This window comes from Mesorhizobium abyssinicae (genome assembly GCF_049887195.1).
Classification (GTDB): domain Bacteria; phylum Pseudomonadota; class Alphaproteobacteria; order Rhizobiales; family Rhizobiaceae; genus Mesorhizobium; species Mesorhizobium abyssinicae.
The window spans coordinates 162,982-185,020 of the sequence record NZ_JARAKC010000002.1 but is presented as its reverse complement, the minus strand read 5'-3'; the positions used below and the strand labels follow the sequence as shown (position 1 = coordinate 185,020).

Here is a 22,039-nt window from a genome sequence, read left to right as displayed (position 1 = left end):
GCGATCATGGCCGAGATCCTGTTCTACCACCTGACCGAATCGACACTCGAGGAGGCGCTGCCCGGCCTGCTCGAGCGCAGCGTCGACCGCGGCTGGCGCGCCGTCGTGCAGACCGGCACCGAGGAGCGGCGCGACGCGCTCGACCAGCATCTGTGGACGTTCCGCGAGGATTCCTTCCTGGCGCATGCCACCGACCGTGAAGCCTATCCGGGCGAGCAGCCGATCCTGCTCACCACCGGCGAGGGCAACCCGAATGCCGCGCAGATCCGTTTCCTGGTCGACGGCGCGGCGCCTGCCGACCTCTCGGGCTACGAGCGCGCCGTCTTCCTGTTCGACGGCCATGACGCCGCGCAACTGGAAGGGGCGCGCAGCCATTGGAAAACGATGAAGGAGGCCGGCCACACGGTGACCTACTGGCAGCAGACGCCGGATCGGCGCTGGGAGCGCAAGGCGTAGGTTCCATACTGATGGGCGCCAATCATTAGACAGGAAACGTCGGCGCGGCGCCGATAGACGATTTCTGGGGCGATGCGACCCCGCCCGGATAACTCTCACCCTTAAGCCACCATCATGGCCATCGCCCCTGATCCGCTTTATGGATTAGATAGACGCGAACTCATTCGGCGGGTTGAGAATGCGTATCAAAATCATCGGAACCGGTGGGGCGGTGCCGGCTCAGTGCGTGACCTCGCGCGCGCTGGAGGTACGGCTTGGCCTTGCCCAGGGTCGGCTCGAAGCCGCCACCGGTGTCGTCGAGCGCTACGTCTGCGAAGGCGAATCGCAGATCGATCTGGCCTGCGCGGCGGCCAGTCTGGCGCTGACCGATGCCGGGCTGGAAGCCTGTGAGGTCGATCTGATCATCGGCGGCTGCGGCGTGCCGTATCAGCCGCTGCCGGCGACCGCGCCACTCGTCATGCAGCGCCTTGGCCTGCCAGACGGTTCGGCCGCCGCCTTCGACGTCAACAGCACCTGCCTCGGCTTCCTCACCGCCTTCGAGACGGCTTCGCGCCTGATCGAGGCCGGGCAATTCAGCACGGCGCTTGTATTCTCCTCGGAGGTCGCCTCGCGCGCGCTGCCGTGGCGCGACCAGCCGGAGGTCGCCGCTCTCTTCGGCGACGGCGCGGCGGCGGCGGTGTTGCAGAAGGCAGGGCCGGGCGGGGGCAGGGTGGTGGCCAATCTGATGCGCACCTATCCTTCGGCCTACGAGGCCTGCGGCATCGGCTCGGGCGGCACGCGTTTCGACTTCCATCGCCAGCCGGAGGAATTCGCCCGCCACAGCCTGTTCCACATGGACGGCAAGGAACTGTTCCGCGTCACCGCGCGCCATTTCGGCGGCTTCGTAACCGAGCTTTTGCAGCGCGCCGGCTGGCGGCACGCGGATGTCGACCTCGTCGTGCCGCATCAGGCAAGCCCGTTCGCGCTGGCGCATATGGTGCGCCAGACCGGCTTCGCGCCGGAAAAACTCGTCGACATCTCCGCCCGCTACGGCAACCAGATCGCCGCCTCCATTCCGTTCGCGCTCGATGTCGCGCGGCGCGGGGACCGGATCGCGTCGGGCGCCAGGCTGCTGTTCCTCGGCACCTCGGCCGGCGTGTCCTTCGGCGGCATGGCGCTGGAGGTTTGACGATGGCCGTGCTCGTCACCGGCGCCAGCGGCTTTCTGGGCTCCCATGTGCTGGCAAGGCTGGCCGCGTCCGGCACGCTGGCGCTCGGGCTCGGCCGCGATGCGGCATGTTGTGCTGCGCTGGAGGCCGCCGGCCATCGGATCATCCGCCATGACTTGTCGCGGCCGCTCGAAAGCGCGCTCGATCCGAGACTGGGCAGGGTCGAGCGGATCATCCATTGCGCGGCACTCTCCGCGCCTTTCGGGCGCCTGGCGGATTTCGAGGCGGCCAATGTCACGGCGACGAAAAACCTGCTCGATTTCGCGGCCCGGCAAGGTGTGAGCCGCTTCGTCCACATTTCAAGCCCGTCCGTGTGCTTCGCCTTTCGCGACCAGCTCGGTCTCACCGAGGACGCCGCCTTGCCCGATCCGGTCAACCATTATGCCCGCACCAAACGCGAGGCTGAGCGGCTGGTGCTGGCGGCGCCCGCCATCCACCCGGTAGTGTTGCGGCCGCGCGGCATCTACGGCGCCGGCGACCGCGCGTTGCTGCCGCGCCTCATCAAGGCGGCGAAGAACCGCCCGCTGCCGGTCTTCCGCGACGGCCGCGCCCGCATCGATCTCACCCATGTCGACGATGTCGTCGATGCGGTGATGGTGGCGCTTGCGGCGCCGCCGGAGGCGGAAGGCGAGGTCTTCAACGTCTCGGGCGGCGAGCCGCTGCCGGTGCGCCGCATCGCCGACGAGGCCTGCGCCCGCGCCGGTATCACAGCGCGCTGGCGGCGGATGCCGCTCTGGCCGGCGATGCTGGCCGCCGGCGCCATGGAGGCGGTAGCGCTCGCTCTTCCCGGCCGTCCCGAGCCGCCGGTGACGCGCTATGGGCTCGGCCTCTTCGCCTACGCGCAAAGTCTCGACCTCGCCAAGGCGCGCCGCCTGCTCGGCTGGGCGCCGAAAATCCCCTTCGCGCAGGGGCTCGACCGCACCTTCGCCGGCGGAGGCCCGGCATGAAGGTCCACTTTGCCAACAGTGCCTGGGTCAGTGCCGCCGAACGGCTGATCCTGCGCGGCGGCGGCTGGCACAGTGTGCGGCTGCGCGTCCGCTACGGCTTGATCCTGCATCCGCAGGCCGGGCCGGTGCTGGTCGACACCGGCTACACGCCGGAGTCTGTCACGGGCGAGGGGCGCGGCTGGATGCTGCGCCTCTACGGAGCGGTGCTCAGGCCTGAACTCAACGCGACCGAGCAGGTGCTGACGGTGCTCCAGCGCTTCGGCCTTGCGCCCGGCGATGTCCGCGCCGTCATCGTTAGCCATTTCCACGCCGACCACATCTCGGGTCTGTCGCTGTTTCCCAACGCCCGTTTCATCGCCAGCGGCTCCGCCTGGGCTCGCGTCAAGGCGCGCACGCCGAGGCAGAACCTCCGCCACGGCGTCTTCACCGAACTCTTCCCGGCCGACTTCGAGGCAAGGCTCGACGGGCTGTCCATGAAGCGGCGGATCGACACGCGCGGCGGCGTGCCAGGCGGAGCCGATCTCTTCGGCGACGGGAGCGTCGTGGCGGTCGATCTGCCCGGCCATGCCGACGGCCAGTTCGGCCTTTTGTTCGCCGGGCTGGAGCGGCCGCTGCTCTATGCCGTCGACGCGCAATGGCTGCTCGCCGCACTCGATCCGAAGCGCGCCCCCGGCTTTCCCTCCAGCCTCATCGCCGAGGATGTTGCCGTCATCGGCCCGACCTGCGAGACGCTGCGTCGCTTCCAGGCGGCGGGTGGACAGGTGATGCTCTGCCACGACCCTGCTATGACGCAGTACGACCTGACTGCGCACGAACTGGCGGCGGGGGCCGGATGAACGGGCTCACGGAAGCCATCGGTTCCTTCGTGCTGACGCGCTGGGTTTCGCGCAAAAGCCGGCCGGCCTTCGAGCGCTGGCAAGCGGCCACCCTGCGTCGTTGGCTCGACCACGACCTGCCGCTGGCGCCGTTCTATGGCCAGGCGCCGCGACAGCTCGGCGACCTGCCTGTGACCGACAAGGCGCTGCTGATGGCGAATTTCGAGCGCTTCAATATCGGCGGCGTGTCGGCCCGCGATGCCTGGGCCGCCGCTTCCGCCGACTGCCGCCTCGGCGACCTGACGGTTGGCGCGAGTACCGGTACATCCGGCAATCGCGGCCTGTTCGTCATCTCCGAGGCGGAAAAATACCGCTGGCTGGGTACGCTCCTCGCCAAGGCGGCACCCGATCTTCTGTGGCGCGGAATGCGCGTCGCCGTCATCCTGCCGCAGAACACGGGACTGTACGACAGCGCCCGCAAATCGCGGCGCATCGACCTGCGCTTCTTCGGCCTGACGCTCGGCCCGGAACATTGGCGCGCGACGCTCGAGGACTTTCAGCCAACGGTGATCATCGCGCCGCCGAAGATGTTGCGGCATTTCGCGGCGTCGGGCTTTCGGCTCTCGCCGCAACGCGTCTTCTCGGCCGCCGAGACGCTCGATCCGGTCGACCGTCCGGTTATCGAGAATTTCTTCCGGCTGCCCCTCGACCAGATCTACATGGCGACGGAGGGCCTGTTCGCGGTGACCTGCCGGCAGGGCGGCCTGCATCTCGCCGAGGATTCGGTGTTCTTCGAATTCGAGCCGGCCGGCGACGGGCTGGTGACGCCGCTGGTCACGGCCTTCCGTCGTCAGACCCAGATCATGGCGCGATACCGGATGAACGACCTGTTGCGGCTCTCTGAGCAGCCTTGCAAATGCGGTTCGCCGCTGCGCTGCGTCGACGAGATCGTTGGCCGCATGGACGACGTCTTCCGGCTGGAATCGGCCGCCGGCCAGGTCCTGCTCACCCCCGACATACTGCGCAATGCGGTGCTCAAGGCCGACCGTCGCATCGACGATTTCCGGCTGGTGCAGTCGGCGACCGATGCCATTGAGCTGAGGCTCGCGCCGGATCTCGCCGACGAGGCGGCGACTGCCGCGCATCAGGCGGTGCTCGCGCTGCTCGCGGCGCGCAAGGCGATGGCGACGGTCGATCTGGTGCGGGCGCCGCTGCCGCTGGAGACCGACCGCAAATTGCGCCGCGTCGAATGCCGGCTGGGAGTGGCGCCGTGAGCCCGGCCGCCATGATGGAGAGGCCGCTTCAGCAGGCGGACCGGGTCCAGAACAGCCCCGGCAAGGTCGAGGCTTTCGTCCGGCTCTTCAACGACGTGCCGGTACGCGATCTCGTTGCCAACCTTACCACGTCGGTCGAAAGCGTGGAGGTCGCCGGCCGCACCTTCCCGCTGACGCTGAACGACACCAGCGACGCGCCCAACTGCTACATCTGCTGCCCGTCCGGCGCCTATATCGACTATGCCGTCGACGAGACGCGCAACTTCATCGCGCACCCGTCGCTGCGGCGCTCGCTCAAGGCGCTGATCGGCGCCTGCGCGCCGCTGGTGCGGGCGAGCGGCCTTGACCATCAGGTTCAGCTCAACAACTGGCTCTTTTCGACCAACCCGGTGCCGCTGCTCGACCGTGCCGCAATCGCCGCCTTGCGCGCCGACCTTGCGGCGCGCTTCCCGGACCGCGCCATCGTCATCCGTTCGCTGAACGAGATCGCCGACCCGGCCACCATCGCGGCGCTGAAGGCGGAAGGCTTTCGCATGCTGGCGGCGCGCCAGATCTACATCTTCGCCGACCGCGGTTCGGCGCCGGCCATGAGCAACGACATGAAGCGCGACCGCAAGCGACTCGGCAGCCCGCCCTTCAAGCGCGTCGGCGATGCCGATTTCAGCGATGCCGACTATGCGCGCGCGGAACAGCTCTACAGCATGCTCTATCTGGAAAAATACACGCCGCTCAACCCGCACTACACCGCTCGCTACATCGCCGAGATGCACCGGCGCGGCGTTCTCAGCCTGGTCGGCCTGCGTCGGCCGGGCGGCGAACTCGTCGCCGTCACCGGCCTGTTCGAGAACGGCGGCACGCTGACCCAGCCGATCGTCGGCTACGACACCGGGCTGCCGATAGAGGAGGGCCTCTATCGCATGGTGATGGCGATGGCGCAGGACCATGCCACGGCGCGCGGCCTGTTCTTCAACATGAGCGCCGGGGCCGCAAGCTTCAAGCGACGGCGCGGCGCCGTCGCGGCGATCGAATACAACGCCGTCTATGCCGGTCATTTGCCGCGTCGCCGACGCGTGGCGATCCGCGTCATGGAAACCGTGCTGGCGCGGGTAGGCATTCCCCTGCTCAGGAGGTTCGAACTTTGAGCGAGCGCCAAAAGCGGAAGGATCACTGGCAGGCCGTGGCGCTGTCGGGCGACATCAGGGGCAAGCCGAAGCGCATCCTGTTCGACGGCCAGCCGCTGGTGCTGTTCCGCTCGGCGCAAGGCATTGCGGCGCTGTTCGACCGCTGCCCGCACCGGCTGGTCGAACTGTCGACCGGCAAGCTCGTCGGCGGCGAGATCGAGTGCCCCTATCACGGCTGGCGCTATGACGGGGAAGGGCGCTGCACCGCCATCCCCGGTCATGTCGGCGAGATGCCGCATTACCGGGTGCGCCGCTTTGGCGCCATCGAGCGCGACGGCGTCGTCTTCGTCTCGTCGGGCACGCCCGAGGCCGAACCCTATCTCCATTGCATGCAGGGCAAGAACGTCGTCGTGCGGCGGGTGCGCAGCTCGACGCAATCGACGGTGATCGACGCGGCCGAAAACATCCTCGATGCCACCCACACCCACTTCACCCACAAGGGCCTGCTGCGTGGCCTGGGTTCGAAGCGCCATCTCGTGCGCGTCGAAGTGACCGGCGGCGAGGGCTGGGTCGAGGCTTGCTACACCGGCGAGGATCGACAGCAGGGGCTGATCAGCCGGCTATTGGAAGGCGAGCGCGCGAAAACCATCGGCCGCTTCCGTTACCCCGGCATCGCCGAACTCGAATATTGGGGCAAGGATGGGCTTGCGCTCGCCACCACCTTCCATCTGCGCCAGGCCGACGAGCGCACCGTCGAGGGCGTCGGCTGGCTGATCGGCCCGCGCCGGGGCTGGCTCGGCGGGATCAAGGCGCTTGCCTTCAAACCGCTGTTCAACATCGCGTTGCAGCAGGATCGCCGCGTGCTGAAATCGGCGAGCGACAACGCCCGTTTTGCTCCGCCAGCGGTGCCGGTGATCGGGCCGCTCGATTTCCTGCGCCGAGACATCGCCGCGATCATCGCGGGCGAAATGCCCCCGGCAGCGGAAGAGCCGCGCGTGCACCAGATCGAGCTTTAGCTGTAATCTAAAGTTCACAGTTGCTTGATTCAAAAACCGTTGTGAATTATAGGTTACGGATGACCGAGGTTCGGCAGACCGACGAATTCAGGAAATGGCTACGAAATCTCCCAGATATCCGGGCTGCCAGAAAGATTGCTCAGCGGATCATACGCGTTGAGGCCGGCCTGATAGGGGACGCCAAGTTCTTCGACGGCATCGGTGAGCTTCGGATCGACTATGGGCCGGGATATCGCGTCTATTTCATCCGGCGCGGCAACACGGTCATCATACTGCTTTGCGGAGGCGACAAATCCTCTCAAGACAGAGACATCAGAAAAGCCAAACAGATGGCAAACGAGGTTTGACATGGCTCTCAAAACCACACCATTCGATGCCGCTGAATATTTCAACGATGCAGAGTCTCAGGCCGAGCTCCTTGCGGATGCGTTCGAGACCGAGGACGCAACCTATATCGCGCATGCTCTCGGTGTTATTGCACGCGCTCGCGGCATGACGGCCGTGGCGAAGGAAGCTGGCGTTACCCGAGAGGCGCTTTACAAGGCGCTGAGCGAAAAAGGTGACCCGCGCCTCAGCACGTTGCTAGGTGTTACTAGGGCTCTAGGCTTGCATCTGTACGCGAAGCCAGTTGAGCCCAACCAAGTCAAAGCGTGAGACCCTAAACCGGCCCGTTCCATTCGATGTCGCGCGTTGACGCCGCCTGCAGGCCGATGCGTTCTCGAAGCGCGATGCCGGCGATCTCGGCCAGCGCCGGCCACTGCGCCTTGACCGGTGCAGGATCGCCGGGCCAGTCGAGCAGTTCCTCCGCACCGCGCATCGCTTTGCTGAAGCGGCCGAGGCCACCGGAGCGCAAGGCCGCCGGCAGCCCGTAGATCCACATGGCGAGCCGCACTGTCTGGGGCGCGGTGACATCGGGTCTGACCTCGGGCCCGTCTCCCAGCACGGCGTCCGCGAAGCGCGCCGGATCGCGGAAGAAATGCAGGCCGCTGACGGCGCGCGGGTTGCACTCCAGCGGCAGCACTGTTCCGTCCGCCTGCCGCATCAGGTCGAAGGAGACTTGCCCGGTCCATGACGTGCCACCGGCGATGCGCTCGACCAGCTCGCGCGCCCAGACATCCTCGATCCGTTCGAAGAAGATGCCGGCGCCCTTGCCGGCACGGTAGAGCGAGCGATAGAGCGCGAACGCCTTGAGCTTGCCCGCGCGCGCCACCGCATAGGCGCTGATCTCCTCGCCCGTCACGAAACGCTGCGCTACCCAGGGCATGGCGGGCGAGGGGTTGACGGCATCGAGTTCGTCGGGCGAGGGGCGCAAAAGCACCTGGCTGGCGAAGCGCGACCATACCCGTTTGAACACCAGTTCGCGCGCGCGGCCGCGCACCGCTTCCAGATCGGCTCTGGATTGCAGCAGCGTCGTTTGCGGCACGGCGAGGCCAAGCCGTTCGGCCAGCCGGATGAAGGCATGCTTGTTGTGGACCTCGGCAAGCAACTCGATACCGGGGGCGAACAGACGCGCCGGGATCGCGCGGCCGCGCCAGGCGAGCGCCAGATGAAAAACCTCCTCGCAGGTCGGGATGACCAGGCCAATCCCTTCGGCGCGCACCAGCGCCTCGACGGCCTCGGCATAGGCCGCCGGCTCGAAGCGCGGCGGCGGCAGGCGGCGATAGAGCGCGCAGGCTATGCTGGCGGCGCCGATCGGCCGGGCAGGGGTGTCGGCCAGGATCACGCGTCGCCCGGCGCCATGCAGCAGCCGCGCCAGATGCAGCGCCACCGGCGCGCGCGCTCCGGTGACGAGGACAGTGCTATCGGGCACGGGACATTGGCATCGGCAAGCCCTGGGCGGTGATTGCGGTTGGCGGAACCGTTGCGCGAAATCGGTGCGCTTGGCAACGGAGCCGCGCCGTGTATCGTCAGCCGGCTCGGGTCGTCCAAAGCCGGCGATCCCGGGAACCGAGCAGCGCCAGGATCGCGGCGGCGCTCAGCAAGTGGATGGAACAGCCACCGTTCCGCAGCGGTCAGCTCTGCTCCTCAGCGTCGTCGTTGCCTTCCAGTTTTTTGCGCAGCGCCGCGATCACGCCGTGCATGGTGTTGATGTCCTCGACCGAAAGCCCGTCGGCGAGGTTGTTGATCCAGGGGGCCTGCAGGCGCATGGCCGCGTCGTAAGCTGCACGCCCCTCGTCGGACAGCACGACAAGCTGGGCCCGGCGGTGATGCGGGTTTACCCTGAAGGCGACCAGCCCTTCGCCTTCGAGGTCGTTGACGATGCGCTGCACGTTCTGGCGGTTGGCGCCGAGATCCCGCGCCAGCCACGCCACCGGCTGCGGATGCGCGGCGGCGACGATGGCGCCCAGCACCTGCCAGCGAGCGCTGGTCAGGCCGAGATCTGCGACCAGCCTGTCGCCGGCCGCGCTGATGCGGCTGTTCAACCTGAACAGGTCAAGGATGAGGTCGCTCAAGGCCTTGCCGGGCGGTGTTCGCTTCGTGCTGGACATTTGTCACCTTGTATCGATATTGACATCATGTTGTCAAACGCATATGTAGGCATCGTAACAGATTGACATCATAACACCAATTGAAGGAAACCCTCATGACCCATATGCGCCCCCTCGACCCCGCTTTCCCGATCGACCGCCAGGTCGCCATCGATGCCACCGCCGTCGTGCTGGTGAACGTCTTCACGCTCGACAAGGCCGACGAGCAGACCTTCCTCGACGTCTGGCAGGACGACGCTGCCTTCATGAAGCAGCAGCCGGGCTTCATCTCGACCCAGCTTCACCGCGCGATCGGCGACAGCCCGACCTATCTGAACTATGCCGTGTGGGAATCGACCGCCGCCTTCCGTGCCGCCTTCACGCATCCGCAGTTCAGGGCGAAGATCTCGACCTATCCGTCCTCGGCCGTCGCGTCGCCGCATCTGTTCGAGAAGGTCGCGGTGCCGGGGATCTGCGTGGCCTAGCCGAAGCGGCAAGGATGACGCCAACCGCAAGGGCGTGCCTCGGCAGGTAGGCAAGCCTATTAGCTTCGACTAGTACCTTCGGGGGTGGAAGGCTTGAGGGCGTCATCCGATGAAGGTCAACGTACTCTACGCGCACCCGGCGGCTGACAGCTATTTGGCGTCGCTTCACCAGCGCATCGTCAAAACGCTCAAGGCGAGAGGCGACGAAGTCATCGACTTCGACCTGTACAAGATGGGTTTCAATCCGGCGATGCTGCCCGAGGAATGGCGTGGCCATTACGATCCCTCCCAGGTGCCGAAGGATCTGCAGGTCTATGTCGATGCGCTGTTATGGGCAGAGGCATGCGTCTTCTGCTTTCCGACCTGGTGGTCGGGCATGCCCGCCATACTGAAAGGCTATTTCGATCGCGTATGGCGCCCAGGCATCGCTTACGAGGTGCCGCCGGATGACGGCCTGATCAAGCCTTCGCTGCTCAATATCCGCCGTATGGGCGTGGTCACCACATGCGGGTCGCCGTGGTGGTACACCCAACTCTATATGCAGAACCCCGGAAAGAAGGTGCTGCTGCGCGGCCTGAAGACCATGTGCGGCCGGGGCGTGCGGCATCTGTACCTGTCGCGATACTCCGTTCACAGCATATCGGACGAAAAGCGGGAAATGTTCGCGCGCGAGGTGGAGCGTCGCTTCGACACGTTCTGAGTTCCATTGCCGTGCCCGGCACGATCTTCGGGCAAGAGGCATCACAACCAGGCCGCCTGAATGTGTCATGTCGGATTCAACTTTCGGCCTGCTCGCGCCTCGCGGCACCGAAAACCTCGCGGGCGGCATCGGCATTCAAGACAGCGATGGCAAGCCCGACTATGATATCGGGCCAGGCCGAATTCCACAGGAATGCCGTGACCAGACCGGCAGCGATGATCGCTACGTTGGCAAGGACATCGTTGCGCGCCGACAGGAACGCCGCACGGGAGAGGCTTCCTCCATGATGGCGATAACGCGCGAGCATGAGTGCGCATGACAGGTTCACGAGGATCGCACCCATCGCCGTGAGAGTGAGTGGTACGGGCGAGGGCGGAACCGGAAGATGGAGCTTTTGCCATGCGGTCCATAGCGTGGCCAAAGCCGGGACCAGGAGTACGCCGGCGAGCAGCATTCCAAGCCGCGCCCGATTGCGGGCCGCCCAACCCAGCCCGACCAGGATCAGGAGATTGATCGACGCATCCTCCAGAAAATCGATGCTGTCGGCAAATAGCGATACGGACCCGATCCGGACGGCAATGGCAAATTCTATCCCGAAATAGGCAAGGTTCAGGATCGCCACCAACCGCACGGTCCTGCTCAGGTCGCCAGTCATGATTCTCATCCGTCGATCAATGTTGCATCCTTAGCGCAAAGCAGGCCGCGTTCCAGCCGCGGACCGCCGCGGCGCCAGTCAAATGCGATCAACCTGTCAACGTTCGCGTGGCTGTCATGCAACTGTCACACGGTGAAGATAAGCATCCTTAAATCCAGATTTTCGGATATGTGCATGGATAAGGAAGCGGCCCTTCGGGCATTGGCGGCGCTCGGCCAGGACACCCGCCTGGAGGTTTTCCGCTTGCTGGTGAAGACCGGGGCGGGCGGCCTGCCGGCCGGTGAGATCGCCGCGCGGCTCGGCATCGTCCAGAACACCATGTCGGCGCATCTGAAGGTGCTCGACCATGCCGGACTGGCCAACGCCAGCCGCGAGGGGCGCACAATCCGCTATGTCGCCGACATGACCGGCTTCCGCGACCTGCTCGCCTATCTGATGGAGGATTGCTGCAACGGCGCGCCGGAGCTCTGCCAGCCGGCACTCCAGGCCGTGAGCTGCAAATGCTAGCACTACAAGACATGCGGATCCGCACATGATTGTCGATCTTCCCCGCCGTCTCGTTGCCGAGGCGCTCGGCACCGCGATGCTGGTCGCTGCCGTCGTCGGCTCGGGCATCATGGCCGATCGTCTCACCGACGACGTCGCGCTTTCCCTGCTCGGCAACACGCTCCCGACGGGCGCCATCCTGGTGGTGCTGATCACCATCCTCGGCCCGATCTCAGGGGCTCACTTCAATCCGGCTGTGACGCTGGTGTTTGGCCTGAGGCGCGAGATCGGCTGGCATGCCGCACTTTGCTATGTCGCGGCCCAGTTGCTCGGCGGCCTCGCCGGCACGTTCGTTGCGCATGCCATGTTCGGCTTGCCTCTGGTGGAGCTGTCCACGACGGTGCGCAGCGGGGCAGGGCAGTGGATCGCCGAGCTAGTCGCGAGTTTCGGGCTGGTCTTCACCATCTTGGCTGGCCTGCGCTTCCGTGGCGATGCCATCCCTTGGCTGGTCGGGCTCTACATCACCGCCGCCTATTGGTTCACCGCCTCGACCTCCTTTGCCAATCCGGCAGTGGCCGTTGCACGCGCCTTCTCCAACACCTTTGCCGGCATCCGGCCGCACGATGTCCCGGCCTTCATCGTGGCTGAATTGGCCGGCACGCTGCTCGCCTTGGCGCTCGCCGGCTGGCTGCTTGCCGATCCTCAATCCAACCCCGCACCGAGGCCCGCCGAATGAGCATCACTATCTATCACAACCCCTCCTGCGGCACCTCGCGCAACACGCTGGCCATCATCCGCCAGTCGGGCGAGGAGCCGGAGGTCGTCGAGTATCTGAAGACGCCGCCTTCGCGCGAAAAGCTCGTCGAACTGATCGCCGCCATGGCGATGACGCCCCGCCAGCTGCTGCGCGAGAAGGGCACGCCCTACGCCGAACTCGACCTCGCCAATCCGAAATGGAGCGACGACGATATCCTCGACTTCATGCTGGCGCATCCGATCCTGATCAACCGCCCGATCGTGGTCACGCCGAAGGGGACGCTACTGGCGCGGCCGTCGGAAGCGGTGCTCGACATCCTGCCCAATCCCGACATCGGCCCCTTCGCCAAGGAGGACGGCGAAGTGGTGATCGGCGCCGACGGCAAGCGGGTCGTCCGGTAACAATGCCCGGCTGAATATCCCGGAAGGGCTCGGCGAGCCGCTACATCAGCGAGGCGATCGCCAGGCGATTCCTGGCGACGTTCGGCTTGCTGTCGCCAACATATTCGACGTTCGTGTCGATGAGCCGGTCACCGTCGATCCCAGCCGCGGTCAGGATGTCCACGATCGCCTTCGCACGCTGCCTGGCCAGTGCCTTGTTTGTCTTTGCGGCATTGGCGCCTTTGAATTCCTTGGCCGCCAAGGCCGTCAGTTCGACGTTGCAGCGCGAGTCCTTGATGCTCGCGGCGAACTTCTCGAGGTCATTCTTGATCCGCGATGAAATCACAGAGGACTGGCTGTCGAAAAACAGATGGACCTGGACAGCTGCGCGTCTCTCATATTGCCGGCACGATATGCCTTGCTTCGGCAAGGTGTACACGATCGCGCTCCGCGCCGTGTTCGTGTTTGTGGCGCTGTCGTCGACCCAATGCGAGAGCGCCAGCACCATTTCCGGCTTGACGCCTTGTACCTTGAGGAAGTCGCTGGTCGCGTCGAGCCTGCGGCCGGCAATGCCGTCAGCCTTGTCGTAGCCACCTTCTTTGCTCGCCGTCGCATAGAGCCTGTAGCCGCAATCCTTCCCGGCGTCCTTGATGAAAGCCTTCAACGCGTTGGCGGAATCCTCGGCTATCTTGCCGTCGCCCTTCTTGAAGAGGACGCGATAGGAGTTCCACTGCGTGCAGTTCGGGCCAACGTCGCGTTCCTGGGCGACTGCGCTGAAAGTTACCGTACTTGCGACAGCGCTAATAAAGGCCAGAACAAGAATGAATGATTTCTTCATTTTCTTGGCGCCTCCTGCTGCGGCTTAGTCTAACGCCCCGCTCTTTACTGCGGCAAGGTGGGCAAACCGCGGCCGGCGCTCGTCAGTCCCACACGAGCAGCAGCTTGCGCCAGAAGGCGTTGGACGGCATCGACTTGGAGCCGCGCGGCAGGCGGATGGCCAGATAGATCGTCAGCCATTTGCGATCTATCTCGCGGATCGAGACTTTCAAGTCTTGCAGCTCGAAAGGTCTCGAAACCCGTGTCCATCCGGAGAAGGCGAGGGCGCCGGTCGGGGCATCGCCTTTCCAGGAGAGCTTTTCCTCCGGCTTGCCCAGCGCCATGGCGAACTCGAAAGGAGACGCCTCCTCATGAGCGATCTCTACCGTTGCCACGACGCTTCTGGCAAAGGCCGGGAAGGCTGAATTGAGCGCGGCGACGACCGGGCCATGCGTGTTCGGCCGCAGGAATATGCCGCCACTGTCGCCGGCGACGAGCAGCGTCGGCAGGTCGGAGGGATGGTTGGTGACGAGCGCCGCATGCTTGAGCTCGTCATTGGTTATCCGGCGCATGCGCTGGCGCTGTTGCGGCGCGTTGAGACGCGGGTGTCTCGCGCCGTTCGAAACCGCATGGCGAACCTGGATGCTCGAAAAGCCTCCCAGCACGCGGCTGCCGGCAGTCCGTACCGCGAGCAGCAGGTCGCGCCTGGCAAACGACGGCGAGCTGACGGCCGCCTGGATCTCGCGCGCCTCGTGCGCCCGGCTGACATCCGCCCAGCCGCTCCCGCCATTGCTCTCCAGCACCTTGGCGAGGTCGCCGAAGGTCTGGTTTTCCGCGTCGACGATCGCCAGCTGGAACTGCGCGGGCTCGGTCAGGTCCTCGTCGAGATAGACCCAGCAGCTCGCGCCGATAGCACCCGGCGGGCAGACGCCCTTCAGCAAGGCCATGGTGATGTTGCCGCCCTTGGCTTCGAGAAACAGCTGATCCGGCGATTGTTCGACATAGCTCAGCGGATTGGCATCGGCATCCGGATGTGAACCGACATGCGCCAGGCGCAGCGGCTCGACGGAAAGGTAGTGCTCGCGATAGAGCGAGGAATGCAGTTCCGGCACGGTTTCGTCGGCGGCTGCCTTGAGCATGTCGACCACGCCAAGCGTAAAGTCGGATCGCCCCGCATGGGCGAGCAGCGAAATCGCGGTGTCCGCCCGGCCTTCGCGGGCCGCGATCTCGGCCAGCAGCTGCATCGCGTCCGGGGCATTGGCGGAACCCGCGCTCAGCCTGAGATACCGCTCGTCCTTGACCCGCAATTCCAGATTCCAGAGGTTGAGGTCCTTCTCGTGGCTGGCCGTGTTCGAGCTGATGCCGAGCTGCACGAACATGTCCGTTCGCGCGAATTTGTGCTTGCGGAAGACCTCGATGATCGGCCTGCGGTTCCTCAGCCACTCGGCATTCCGGTTCATGCCGGTCGGCGCCGACCGGTACCAATAGAGCGGCTCCGGCACGGTAACGACCTCCAGGCCGGCGAGGTCGGCGCGTAGGAAGAATTCCCAATCGCTGGCGGAAAAACCGCGCTCTTCGTTGAGGTAGCCGATCTTGTCGAACACCTCGCGCCGGAACATCGCATTGGCATCGCCATAGGGATTGGTGATCAGGGCGATGTCGGTGGGGCCGCCGACCGGGAAATAGAGCATGTAGCCGCTCTTGGTATCCGGCGGCACGAAGGGCTCGTTGAGCCACTTGGCAAAGGTCGTGCATATATCGGCGCCGGAGTTCTGCATGCCGGCGACAAGCGTGCTGACGGCGTTTGGGAACAGCGCATTGTCGTCGTCCAGGAACAGGATCAGCGAACCCTTGGCGGCGCGGATGCCGGTGTTGCGCGCCTTGCCGAGGAAGCCGTTCTTTTGCCGGATGATCCGCCAGCCGCGCTGCTCGAACTCCGGTTCCAGTTCCGCCAGCAGCCGAACCGCGTCCGGATCGGTGCTGCCGTCGTCGACGACGACCAATTCGATGTTCGGATAGTCCTGGCGGCGAACCGAGGCGATCGCCTGCGGCAACAGCTGCGCCCGGTTGTAGTGCGCGGTGATGATCGAAACCAGCGGCGGCCGGCTGCGGCGCGGGCTCGCAGCCTTGCGCGGTTCGCGGCCGAATTTCTCGTGCAGCCGGCTCCAGGCCTTGGCGCGGGCCTCGCGCCCATGCATCGGCTTCGCCGCGACGATCGAGCGGTTTTCCAGCACCGTCGCGATTTTGGCCGCGATGGCGGAAGCGGCAGGCGCCATCAGGACGGCATCGGCCGACTTGGGCTGCAGCATGTCGCGTACGCTGCCGACATCGGTGGCGACGAACGGGATCTCCTCGTCGATGCAGGCCACCACATCCATCGGCAGCTGTGCCGCCGCATGGGTGATCGCCACCAGCGCATGGCTCTGCCGCAGATACCTGAAAATGTCCGGCTCGTCGCGAATCGGCAACAGCTTGAGCTTGAACGGCCATTGCTGCGCGCGCCGCACGATCATGCCGCCCGAATGCTCGCCAAGCACATGCCCGAAGGCGCCGACGACAGTCACCGCCAGATCGGTGATGCCGCTGTCGGCAAGACGGTCGAGCGCATCGCAAAACAGCGTCAGGCCGCCGCGCGCCTCGGTCCCCGAGAAATGAACCACTTCCGTGGTCAGCCGCTGTCGCGGCCGATAATGATCGGAGTGGAAGTTCGAACGCCATTCCTCCGGCACCAGCGGAGCGGCAACATGGCGGCTGGCCGGCAGCTTCCACCCTGCCTTGGTCATCCAGTCGAGCAGCGACTGGCCGGTGACGACGAGATGGTCGCAGGTCTCGGCCGAAATCCGTTCCATATGCGCGACGGTCATCTGCTCCTTGCGCTCGACCGCCCGACCGTTCGCCTGCAGCTTCCACATCAGCGGTTCGTGGGCAAGCACGACGATGGCGGGAGGATCGGGAAAGACGCCGGTCCGCTTGGCAACGGTCGGGAAATGCGCCAGTCCGCCTTCGAGCGCGAAATAGACGACATCGAACGCGTTCTGCTTGAGATAGTGGTAGACGGCCACGGAATGCTTGTCGCTCGAATCGTACCCACGCAGCAATTCGGGCGATGGCGGCAACAATTCGAGCCGCACCAGGAAATTGTCGAAACACCATTTGCCGAGCCTGGCGATCTCCTGCTCGTCCGGCTGGCTGCCTGTGGGGCTTGGCACCCAGAGCAGCGTCACCGTATCGCCGGTCGCCGCCAGATGCTGTGCCAGCGCGTAGGTCGCCGACCCGGGATCGGCGGTCACCGTCGAGCCGAACTCGACCTCCGAAACGATGCATACATTGCGCGGCTTCCGGCTTGCCTGCCGCTTGCCTTTGGGCGCCGTGCCCGCCTTCGAACCAACGCTCAATCGGTCCCCCTATCGGTCCACTGTCAGCCTGCCGCCGCGCTCGAAACAGTCTTGCCAACAGTTGGATAATACTTTGATAATTGTTTTGCGGCTCACAATAGCGCTCCCGCGCGTTCGCGTAACCGGATTGATGACGTTCCGATGGTTGGCCTGCAATCCCCAAAACACCTCGCGCGACTCGACGAGCGGCCGATCGACGTGGGCGCTGGCGAGATCCTGTGCTTTGTCGGACTGCGCAACGAAGCGACGCTGCTGCCCAAGCTTCTCGATCACTATCGCGGCCTTGGCGTCGATCGGTTTTTCTTCCTGGACAACGGCTCCACCGACGGTACGCGCGAACTGATATTGGAGCAGGCGGACAGCCATTGCTTCCACACCGAGGGATCGCATTTCGCCGAAAACATCGATCCACCGCGGTGGATCAACACGCTGATGAACGTCTTCGGCACCGGCCATTGGTGTCTGTCGATCGACGCCGACGAACTGCTCGTCTACCCGGATTTCGAGCGGGTGGATCTGCATCGGCTTTGCGATTATCTCGACGCGACCGGCTCGGAAGCGGTGATTGGCTCCATGATCGACATGTACGCCGACGGCCCATTGGCCGAGTGCAGCTATGACGGCAAGATCCCGCTTATCGAGGCCTCACCCTATTTCGATCCGGAGCCGGGTTGGCTGCGTGCGCGTGACGGCTTGTATCCGCCGCAGCAGATGTTCGGCGGCGTGCGGGAGCGCGTCTTCTGGCACGGCCGGTTCAAGCAGACTTTTCCACCGTGCCTGAGCAAGGTTCCGATCGTGCGATGGGAGCGGGGCAGGCACTATCACGTGGCGCAGCACACGATCAGCAAGGTCCGGTTCAGCGAACTCCGCGTCGCGCTGCTGCACTTCAAATTCGTCTGGGGCTTCCGCCAGAAATCAGCGTCGTCGCTGAGCGAGAACACGCAGCTTAAGGAAAAGACGCTCGAGGAGCGCGCCGCCTACATGGAGGCGCTGGAGCGCAATCCGAAACTGTCGCTCCGGAACCATCGCTCCGTTCGCTATCACGACGCCGCGCAGCTTGTGGACCTCGGCTGGATGAAAACCTCGGATCGCTACGCCGAGTTCGTCGCAAACGCCGTCGGGCCGCGCCAAGGCACGGCCACCTGACATAGCGAACTGGAAACTGCGGCGGGACTTATCCGCCGTAGCCGCCGCCACCCTCTCCATGATCTCCGCCGTCGCCATCCGGACCGAACTGCGCCAGGCTGTTCAAAGCAAGCGCTTTGCATGCCGTCGGAGCATTCGGATAGCGATGCAGATAGTCCTCGAGCGCCTCGATCGTGCCGATCCTGAGGGCCTGCTCACATGCGAGCTCGGCCTCCTTGACCCCGACTTCGAATTGCGCCTGCGCCGCGCCCGAGAAAGCGACGCTTACACCAAGAATACTAAGCCCACCCAACAGTAGCGATTGGATCTTACGCATAACTAACCCCTTTCACCACGCACCATATTGAATTTATTGTTTTGTTAGCATTTTGTCAACCATAACTGCGGGTGTGCCGTGCCCCATCCTGGCGCAAGGTTAACGTCCGAATCCGCCGCGAAGGCGCTAGTCGCTGAACAATACAAGCTGCCGAAAGAAGGCATTGGTCGGCGAACCATTCGGCCTTCCCGCGAAACGAACCGCAAGCGCGATCGAGAGCGGCATTTTGCGCCGCGCGCGAAGCGCCGCCACCAGCGAGTGGCGCACGAATTTTTCCTCGACGGTCGTCCAGCCTGAGAAGGCAAAGGTCTGGGAGGCGATATCCCCCTGCCAGTCTATGGTTTGATCGGGGCGGGCAAGCGCAAGCGCGAAGTCCAATGCCGACGCGTCGGCATGCGCGATCTCGACCGTTGCCTCCACCCTTCGAAAGAAGGGCGGAAAATGGAGATCAAGCGAGGCCGCGACGACGCCGTCCGCGTGCGGGCGCAGGAACACGCCGCCACCATCCGGCGCGACAAGCAACAGTGGCAGGGCCGAGGCGCGTGGCGTCAGCAACCTGGCGCTCCGCAGCACTTCGTAGGCGAGGGTGGTTGAACCGCCGCCGTCGCGCGGACGACCGGGGGCATCAACGGCCATGGTGGCAGGCCGTCCAAGCAGGCCGGCCACGGTCTCGGGACGGCCGATCGAGCCGGCAATGCCCGCCAGTTTCTTCAGGGCCACATCGCTGTTCGGCTCGAGATCGCAGAGCTCCAGATAGTCTCGATAGGCGGGTGTGTACCTCAGGTTTTCGCGCGCGCTTTCCAGTTCGGATCGCGTCGTGTTCTGGGCGATGGCGAGCTGGTAGAGCGGCCCGGCGCCATCGAACTGGCCGGAGCCAAATGTCTCCAGGACAGGGCGGCGATTATCGTACCAGTTCGATGTCCGGAACATGCTATCCGGTTTCGAGCGGTACCAGTAGAGCGGCTTCGGGATCGGCCTGATCTTCAGCCCGGCAAGCGAGGCTCGCGCAAAGAATTCCCAGTCGTGCACGGCGTAGCCAGGCTCTTCGACCAGGAATCCGATCCGCGAGAAGACCGACCGGCGCACCATCGCATTGGCGTCGCCATAGACGTTGTGGATCAGGCCGAGCGCGTCGGGGCCGCCGAGCGGCAGATACTGGATCAGCCCGTCGGCCCGCTTCTCCGGCACGACGTCCTCGTAGAAGATCAGCTGGAACGCCGTGCAGATGTCCGCGCCCGTTGCTGCCATGGCGCGCACGAAATGGTCCACCGCCTCCGGGAACAATGCGTTGTCGTCGTCCGCGAACAGGATCAACTCGCCTTTGGCGGCGCGAACGCCGGCGTTTCGCGCCGCGCCGAGATGCCGGTGCGGCCGGCGCAGGATCTTCCATCCGCGCCGGCGGAAGTCCGGTTCCAGCGCATCCAGCAATCGCCTGGCCCCGTCCTGGTCGCTGCCATCGTCGACCAGCACCAGCTCGAGATCCCGGTAAGTCTGCGCTTCGATCGCCGCGATCGCCTGTTTCAGATAGAGCGGCCGATTGCGATGGGCCATGACGATCGAAACCAGCGGCGATGGGCCGGCGCCCCTGCGGGTCCGCTTGCGCGGCGCTTCGCGCGTATCCAACCAGGCCTGGCGATTTTGGCGCACGATCCGCTGGGGGCGTGGCGGGCTGTCGAGCGCGGCCGAAATCGCCCGCGCCAGCGCGGCGGGATCGGGATCGACCAGCCCGGGCTGACCGGCCTCGGCGATCCAGGCCTCGGCGTTCGCGCCGATATTGGTCGCAACGACCGGCACTCCCGCCTCGATGCAGGCAGCGACGACTCCGCCGGTCGATGCCGCCCGCGCGGGAACGACAGCGAGCCCCCCGGTCCGCGCGGCGTGGTCGAGCCTTGCGTTCAGGTCGGCGTCCGGCAAAAGGTTGAGCTTGAACGGCCATCGCTCGGCGCGCCGCAGAAGCAGTCCGCCGCTATGCTCGCCCATGATCCTTCCGAACGGGCCGAACGCGGTGACCGTAAGGCCTTCGGGCGCGGTCGGCGCGAGGATGTCCAGCGCATCGCAGAGCAACGTCAGGCCATCGCGAACCCGCCACCCGGCGAGGACGACGAGTTCGCTCGCGCTATTCCTGGCAATCGGCGTGCGTGCGCCGGCCGCGTCGCGCGGATCGCGCAGCAGCGGCGCCACTGTCGCCTTCCTGACCTTCCAGCCCCGCGACAACATCCATTTTCGCAGGGCGGCCGACGCACAGATCGTGCTGTCGGCCATCTCGGCGGTGTATTTTTCCATATGGGCGACGGCAATCGCCTCGGTACTGTCGATGAACGCCTTGTCGGCTTCATCGGCCCACTCGCTGGGGGCATGGGCCACGACCACGATGGGCGGCGCGACGAACGCCGCCGTCTCGGCCGCGAGCAAGGTGAAGTAGGGCAATCCGCCCTCGATCGGCGCATAGACCAGGTCATGGCCGGACCGCTCCAGGTAATGCAGCACGGCGGCCGACCGGCTCTCGGGCGTCGCCAGCCAAGGAAGCAGCTGATCCGATCGGTCGAGGACCTGCAGCCGGATGGAGGCCGCCTGCAACTCGCCGCGGTGTGTCGCCACCACCTCGGAAGACGGCGCGTCCGGGCCCGGCACCCAAACCAGGGTGACGTCGTCGCCGTCCCCGGCGAAGAGCCTGGCCAGCGCGGGCATGGCAGCATCGTCCTCGCCGCGACGGCCGATCACGCTCGTCACGACGCAGACGCGGCGAGGCTTGCCTCCCGGCTCCACCGGCCCCAGCTCCTTGCCACCAACGACCATCGAAATTCCCTGTTCGGTCCCGCCGACAGCGCCCTTCGCGACGCGGTCCACCCGCCACTATGCCCGCGCCAGGTTTACTTTTCGGTGATCATGCTTTTGCGCCATCGGTAAACCAACTCGTCAAGCAGGTGCTAAAATGACTGTGCAAACAATCGACTGTTACAACTTTAGCGACCCGGCATAAGCAATCTTTACGGCTCCTGGCTAGTCATGACGGCATATCAGGAGGCGCAAATGAAAACGACAATGAAGTTTCTCGGTGCGCTCGTCGTAATGGGCGCAACGGTCTCGGCGAGCTCCGCCGACCAACTTATGCGGCCGCGCATCAACCTCGGCAGTGCCAACGTCAAGACGATCAGCGGCGACCGCGGCGGCTATGTGATCGACTATGCTATCCGTGCGCTGAAGATGCGCCGCAGCGGCACCTTCGTGCGTTTCAACGGTGCGTGCGACTCGGCCTGCACGCTCTATCTGTCGATGCCCAAGAGCAAGGTGTGCGTCACGCAGCGCGCGTCTTTCGGCTTCCACCTGCCCTATGGCGCAGGGGCGCGGGGCAACCAGGTCGCCGCCAATTTCATGATGAAGAACTATCCCGGCTGGGTTCGCGGCTGGATCGCCAAGCGCGGCGGACTGAAGGGTTCGATCGCGACCATGACATATGCGGATGCAAGCCGCTTTCTGCCGACATGTCCTTCCGAGCAGCGCGGCACGACCATTGCCAGCTTCGGCCCGACGCGCCTGCGTGGCGGCTGATCCTGCGAAGCAGTACTGAAAGGCATTGACGGGTGGCGGGCGCAGGCCCG

The 22,039-nt window shown here is 65.2% G+C and carries 23 protein-coding genes; 16 read left to right on the top strand and 7 right to left on the bottom strand.

Translation table 11 applies throughout. The features are described 5' to 3' along the window. Positions 1-6: 6 nt before the first annotated feature. From PU724_RS05480 to PU724_RS05440, 9 genes are all read left to right on the top strand, one after another. Positions 7-456: a DNA polymerase III subunit chi gene (locus PU724_RS05480; protein ID WP_354420709.1), complete on the top strand. Its 450-nt coding sequence runs from the start codon at positions 7-9 to the stop codon at positions 454-456. 178 nt (positions 457-634) lie between these two features. Then, positions 635-1,624 carry a 3-oxoacyl-ACP synthase III family protein gene (locus tag PU724_RS05475; RefSeq protein ID WP_354420707.1) on the top strand — a complete coding sequence of 330 codons (990 nt, stop codon included), beginning with the start codon at positions 635-637 and terminating at the stop codon, positions 1,622-1,624. Between the two features lie 2 nt (positions 1,625-1,626). Then, the gene (locus PU724_RS05470) at positions 1,627-2,610 is read left to right on the top strand and encodes an NAD-dependent epimerase/dehydratase family protein (protein WP_127394191.1); all 984 of its coding nucleotides are present in this window, start codon (positions 1,627-1,629) and stop codon (positions 2,608-2,610) included. Next, on the top strand, positions 2,607-3,446 hold the full coding sequence (locus tag PU724_RS05465) for an MBL fold metallo-hydrolase (protein WP_127394192.1): 840 nt from the start codon (positions 2,607-2,609) through the stop codon (positions 3,444-3,446). The genes PU724_RS05470 and PU724_RS05465 overlap by 4 nt, the downstream gene beginning before the upstream one ends. Next, complete coding sequence (locus PU724_RS05460) at positions 3,443-4,699, top strand: F390 synthetase-related protein (RefSeq protein WP_320321614.1); 1,257 nt, start codon at positions 3,443-3,445, stop codon at positions 4,697-4,699. The genes PU724_RS05465 and PU724_RS05460 overlap by 4 nt, the downstream gene beginning before the upstream one ends. After that, entirely contained in the window at positions 4,696-5,841 is a 1,146-nt protein-coding gene (locus PU724_RS05455; protein ID WP_354420705.1) for a GNAT family N-acetyltransferase, read from the top strand. The genes PU724_RS05460 and PU724_RS05455 overlap by 4 nt, the downstream gene beginning before the upstream one ends. Then, complete coding sequence (locus tag PU724_RS05450) at positions 5,838-6,836, top strand: Rieske 2Fe-2S domain-containing protein (protein ID WP_354420703.1); 999 nt, start codon at positions 5,838-5,840, stop codon at positions 6,834-6,836. The genes PU724_RS05455 and PU724_RS05450 overlap by 4 nt, the downstream gene beginning before the upstream one ends. A 59-nt stretch (positions 6,837-6,895) precedes the next feature. Continuing rightward, positions 6,896-7,183, top strand: a complete 288-nt coding sequence (locus tag PU724_RS05445; RefSeq protein ID WP_354420701.1) for a type II toxin-antitoxin system RelE/ParE family toxin — start codon at positions 6,896-6,898, stop codon at positions 7,181-7,183. Position 7,184: 1 nt separating this feature from the next. Next, positions 7,185-7,490 carry an addiction module antidote protein gene (locus PU724_RS05440; RefSeq protein WP_354420699.1) on the top strand — a complete coding sequence of 102 codons (306 nt, stop codon included), beginning with the start codon at positions 7,185-7,187 and terminating at the stop codon, positions 7,488-7,490. Positions 7,491-7,494: 4 nt separating this feature from the next. Here the strand turns inward: PU724_RS05440 and PU724_RS05435 are convergent, their stop codons facing one another. Together PU724_RS05435 and PU724_RS05430 are read right to left on the bottom strand one after the other, a co-directional pair. Then, positions 7,495-8,646, bottom strand: a complete 1,152-nt coding sequence (locus PU724_RS05435; protein WP_354420697.1) for an ATP-grasp domain-containing protein — start codon at positions 8,644-8,646, stop codon at positions 7,495-7,497. 202 nt (positions 8,647-8,848) lie between these two features. Next, on the bottom strand, positions 8,849-9,325 hold the full coding sequence (locus tag PU724_RS05430) for a MarR family winged helix-turn-helix transcriptional regulator (RefSeq protein WP_354420695.1): 477 nt from the start codon (positions 9,323-9,325) through the stop codon (positions 8,849-8,851). 95 nt (positions 9,326-9,420) lie between these two features. Between PU724_RS05430 and PU724_RS05425 the strand changes: the two genes are divergently transcribed. Both PU724_RS05425 and PU724_RS05420 read left to right on the top strand, forming a co-directional pair. Next, positions 9,421-9,789: an antibiotic biosynthesis monooxygenase family protein gene (locus PU724_RS05425; protein ID WP_354420693.1), complete on the top strand. Its 369-nt coding sequence runs from the start codon at positions 9,421-9,423 to the stop codon at positions 9,787-9,789. A gap of 109 nt (positions 9,790-9,898) precedes the next feature. Further along, on the top strand, positions 9,899-10,489 hold the full coding sequence (locus PU724_RS05420; RefSeq protein WP_292168655.1) for an NAD(P)H-dependent oxidoreductase: 591 nt from the start codon (positions 9,899-9,901) through the stop codon (positions 10,487-10,489). Positions 10,490-10,565: 76 nt separating this feature from the next. On the opposite strand, the gene PU724_RS05415 is transcribed toward PU724_RS05420, so the two are convergent. Then, positions 10,566-11,144, bottom strand: coding sequence for a cation efflux transmembrane domain-containing protein (locus PU724_RS05415; protein ID WP_354420691.1), 579 nt, complete (start codon positions 11,142-11,144; stop codon positions 10,566-10,568). Between the two features lie 174 nt (positions 11,145-11,318). Here PU724_RS05415 and PU724_RS05410 point away from each other — a divergent pair, with 174 nt between their 5' ends. The 3 genes from PU724_RS05410 to arsC are packed head-to-tail and all read left to right on the top strand — an operon-like array spanning position 11,319 to position 12,788. Continuing rightward, positions 11,319-11,651, top strand: a complete 333-nt coding sequence (locus PU724_RS05410) for an ArsR/SmtB family transcription factor (protein WP_354420689.1) — start codon at positions 11,319-11,321, stop codon at positions 11,649-11,651. Between the two features lie 25 nt (positions 11,652-11,676). Further along, positions 11,677-12,366 (top strand): aquaporin, encoded by a 690-nt coding sequence (locus tag PU724_RS05405; protein ID WP_127285218.1) that lies wholly within the window; start codon positions 11,677-11,679, stop codon positions 12,364-12,366. After that, on the top strand, positions 12,363-12,788 hold the full coding sequence (gene arsC, locus PU724_RS05400) for an arsenate reductase (glutaredoxin) (protein ID WP_354420686.1): 426 nt from the start codon (positions 12,363-12,365) through the stop codon (positions 12,786-12,788). Before PU724_RS05405 ends, arsC begins: the two co-directional genes overlap by 4 nt. Before the next feature lie 40 nt (positions 12,789-12,828). Here arsC and PU724_RS05395 read toward each other — a convergent pair whose 3' ends face one another. Together PU724_RS05395 and PU724_RS05390 are read right to left on the bottom strand one after the other, a co-directional pair. Continuing rightward, positions 12,829-13,605: an OmpA family protein gene (locus PU724_RS05395; RefSeq protein ID WP_354420684.1), complete on the bottom strand. Its 777-nt coding sequence runs from the start codon at positions 13,603-13,605 to the stop codon at positions 12,829-12,831. A gap of 82 nt (positions 13,606-13,687) precedes the next feature. Then, positions 13,688-16,978, bottom strand: a complete 3,291-nt coding sequence (locus PU724_RS05390) for a DUF6212 domain-containing protein (RefSeq protein WP_320321622.1) — start codon at positions 16,976-16,978, stop codon at positions 13,688-13,690. A gap of 141 nt (positions 16,979-17,119) precedes the next feature. Between PU724_RS05390 and PU724_RS05385 the strand changes: the two genes are divergently transcribed. Further along, a complete protein-coding gene (locus PU724_RS05385) occupies positions 17,120-18,124 on the top strand; it encodes a glycosyltransferase family 2 protein (RefSeq protein ID WP_354420682.1) in 1,005 nt (334 codons plus the stop codon). 28 nt (positions 18,125-18,152) lie between these two features. Here PU724_RS05385 and PU724_RS05380 read toward each other — a convergent pair whose 3' ends face one another. Together PU724_RS05380 and PU724_RS05375 are read right to left on the bottom strand one after the other, a co-directional pair. Beyond that, positions 18,153-18,440: a hypothetical protein gene (locus PU724_RS05380; protein WP_127283581.1), complete on the bottom strand. Its 288-nt coding sequence runs from the start codon at positions 18,438-18,440 to the stop codon at positions 18,153-18,155. A gap of 126 nt (positions 18,441-18,566) precedes the next feature. Continuing rightward, positions 18,567-21,236, bottom strand: coding sequence for a DUF6212 domain-containing protein (locus PU724_RS05375; RefSeq protein WP_354420680.1), 2,670 nt, complete (start codon positions 21,234-21,236; stop codon positions 18,567-18,569). A 234-nt stretch (positions 21,237-21,470) separates the two neighbouring features. On the opposite strand from PU724_RS05375, the gene PU724_RS05370 reads away from it, so the two are divergent. Continuing rightward, positions 21,471-21,989 (top strand): hypothetical protein, encoded by a 519-nt coding sequence (locus PU724_RS05370; RefSeq protein WP_245478164.1) that lies wholly within the window; start codon positions 21,471-21,473, stop codon positions 21,987-21,989. The last annotated feature ends 50 nt before the right edge of the window (positions 21,990-22,039 follow it).